The sequence below is a fragment of the Allobosea sp. TAB14 genome (assembly GCF_052113865.1).
Lineage (GTDB): Bacteria > Pseudomonadota > Alphaproteobacteria > Rhizobiales > Beijerinckiaceae > Allobosea > Allobosea spartocytisi.
The window spans coordinates 1-2,936 of sequence record NZ_JBFRDQ010000308.1 but is presented as its reverse complement, the minus strand read 5'-3'; the positions used below and the strand labels follow the sequence as shown (position 1 = coordinate 2,936).

General features: G+C 61.9%; 2 protein-coding genes and 1 pseudogene. 1 reads left to right on the top strand and 2 read right to left on the bottom strand.

Annotation, left to right across the window (positions count from 1 at the left end; genetic code table 11):
- Window positions 1–313 precede the first annotated feature (313 nt).
- Window positions 314–463, top strand: a pseudogene (locus AB4Y99_RS26855) (glycosyltransferase family 1 protein); the annotation flags it as partial.
- Window positions 464–998: 535 nt separating this feature from the next.
- Here the strand turns inward: AB4Y99_RS26855 and AB4Y99_RS26850 are convergent.
- Window positions 999–2,075, bottom strand: a complete 1,077-nt coding sequence (locus AB4Y99_RS26850) for a cache domain-containing protein (protein WP_441525475.1) — start codon at window positions 2,073–2,075, stop codon at window positions 999–1,001.
- A gap of 11 nt (window positions 2,076–2,086) precedes the next feature.
- On the bottom strand, window positions 2,087–2,936 hold an 850-nt coding region (locus AB4Y99_RS26845; protein ID WP_465248682.1), incomplete at its 5' end, for a PilZ domain-containing protein.

Below are 2,936 nucleotides of genomic sequence, written 5' to 3'. Positions count from 1 at the left end.
CTTTTTGGAGGCGCTCCTACCGGCCTGTTCGCTTACTTGCCTTAGAACATAGGGCCGAAAATCAAATCGATGTTTCGAAGAGATCTGACGCCGAAACAAAGAGATAGGTCGTCGCTTTGCGTCTAGCAGGGCGTACAGACCCGGGCTGAGCGCCAATTCAACCTGGGCCTCTCCGTTTTCAGGATGGTGGCGTGCACGGGAGCCTCCACACCTTCGGCTGCAACTGGAACGGTGAATCGATCCAGCGCATCATCAACCCGCCAGTCGATTCGTCGTCCAGCCGGGCGCGCCGTTTAGGCTTTCATCGACTCCCAACGTCCTCCTCCATCGCTGCGTCAAGGATTCCGTTGCCGTCAGCGGGCTCGTCCTGATGGAGACGCTGGTCCATCGCAGCCTCGGGCTCTATCGCGGCACGCTCGACCGCCTGATCACGCCGAGCCGCTTCTATCGTGACAAGCTGGCGCGGACGGATCTCGGCGCGCGCATCCGGTTCGATCAGCGACATCAGGCCTCGCTCGTTGGAACCAGGTGGAATGGGTTTGACGCAAATGCGCGGCGGCTGGACATCGTTATCCTTGTCATCGCGTGGCCCCAGTGCCGGATGGGGCAGGGAAGAGACCATCTCGGATCGAGAGGCTATTCCATTTACGCAATCTATGCGTGTAAAAAAGAGAGAATGGTAAAGATAGGACGGGCTGTCCCTGCGCTGCCGCGTAGATAGCGCAACCCGCGGTGAGGTCAGCCAAGATGACTGGGCCCTCGACAGGATGAGGCCCCCAAGCGACGGGCAGAGCCGTTCTTCACTCCCGGAATTCATGCACCATGCCGCCAGAACAGGCGCAACGAGCGATATCGATCAGACGGTAGTGATGGGTTGCGACAATGACCTGAGAGGAGCTATGCGCCACAACCGGACATTCGACCCAGTCCCAAAAGCGGACCTTCAAGGCGCAGAGCATGCTTGAACGCCGCGAGGGGTCTGCCTTCGAGTTGATTTTTCAGTGCCGGTGCAGCCGCGTTTGTAGCCGGACCAGTGCGGTGGAGAGACGCTCGGCCTCGGCGTAGCGCGTTTCGGGATGAGGTGGCTTCTGTTCGCCGTCACCCAGCATGCCCTCGGCCGCAGACACCAAGCGCGTCATCGGGGTTGCCAGCCAGTTTGCTGCGAGCCAAAGCAAGGCGAGAGCAACCAGCGCCCCTCCACCGAGTGTCATCCAGAAATTGCGGACCAGCTCGCGCGTCGGAGCGAGAGCAGCGTCGATGTTCTGACGGATCAGGAGGGACCATCCGAAGCTCGGCAGATCGGCATAACCAATCGCCGGGACGACGACGGTTACGTAATCCTTGCCATCCGGCCAGCGTTCGTCGAGCACACTCGACGTCGTGCGGTTCGCAGCCTGGGCCGAACCGATCATTAGGGGCTTATCGGTTAGTTCCGGCGGCCCGATCAGGACGGTGCGATCACGGGACAGCAGCAGGACGTCGATGCCAGGAGCCTGAAAGCCTTGGAGACTGTCGATAATCCAGCTCCAATTGAGATGCGCCCCGACGACGCCACTCGGCGATTGGCCGGCCTTCTGAATGGGAGCGGATAGATCGATAAAGCGATAGGGCTCTGTCCGTACCGGGAGCAGCTTCGCCAGCAATTGCGCTTCATGGACGTCGATCGCGGTCGGCCCGCTCAAGCCGCGGCGAAACCAGGGACGTTGCGCCACGCTTTCCCGTTCCAAGAGGCCGTTGGCGGCCGCGAGCACGGTTCCCTCGACATCGGCGACGCCAATCCACGAATAGCGATTGTCGAGCCGCGCGACCAGGTTGATGGCGGTGCGTGCCTCCGGCAGCGCCGATGGATCCAGGGTTTTGGCGAGCGCGTCGACCTCGCCCCATAGTTGATGCAGGCTCTTGGCGAGGAGATTGGCACTTAATTCGCCACGCCCCTTCAAGCGATCGACCAGCATCTGCTCGGCGCGCTTCTGCAAGGCGCCGGTATATGTGGAACCGGCGATGAGCGCTGGAACCAGCATCAGAATGCTGCCTCCGACGAATGCGATGGTGCGCAGTCTGAGACGGCTGCTCATCCGTTCCTCCGTCAACGTGTCAACGTGCGGGCCAGCTCGCGGATCATGAGCGCGATGTTGCCCTGATTGGTTCCAGGCGCAGCGCTGGCCGTATGAAGCCGCGCGATGATGCGGTCCCGCTGGTTGGCCGTGGGCGCAAAACCGACCCGATAGCCGTCTTGTGTCGGAGCGATGATGCGCGCCTCAATGTCCCCGATAATTGGCAGGCGCAGCCGCCCCGTCATGCCCGGCTCCAAATCGTTCAGCCCGCTGATGCGCGCGCCACCGACGCCAAGATTGACCAGCCAGCCGCGTTGTTCGCGCCCTGCCATTAGCAGGGTTACGGGCTCGACGATCTGGCGCTGCGGGCGGTTGGGCCGCGGCCGCTCGATGCAGGCGGCGATCGCGACCAGCAGGACGAAGAGGTTGTAGACCGTCCAGAACATGACGACAGCCATGCCGTCGCCTGCGGTGGCGGCGTGATTGAAAATAAAGTCCGAGGTCAGCGGCACGACCATGCCGCCGACGGTGAGCGCGAAGAGCAGCAGGAACGGCATCATCAGCGGCCATTGCACAACGACCTTCGTGCGATCGCCGCCCTTGGCAGTCACCGAGAATTTATGCGGCCCGGGCGTCAGCAGTCCGAGCGCGACCGCCCGCGTGATCGGCCAGGCGGCGACCAATTGGGCCACGTCGTTCAGGATAGCGATGAACAGGCCTTTCGACAGCCAGTTCAACACGATCATCACCGCCAGATAATAGGGCAGATAGTAGACGAGAATATCTGTGACCGAAGCGTTCACGACGGCGACGCCGCCCCACCAATAGAGCAGCGGGCAAATCAGGCTCGCCAACCTGAACGGGAAGGTGGTGCTCCAGTAG

Coding starts and splice junctions, on each gene's coding strand:
- AB4Y99_RS26850 (WP_441525475.1), bottom strand. CDS start 2,075: ATGAGCAGCCGTCTCAGACTGCGCACCATCGCATTCGTCGGAGGCAGC.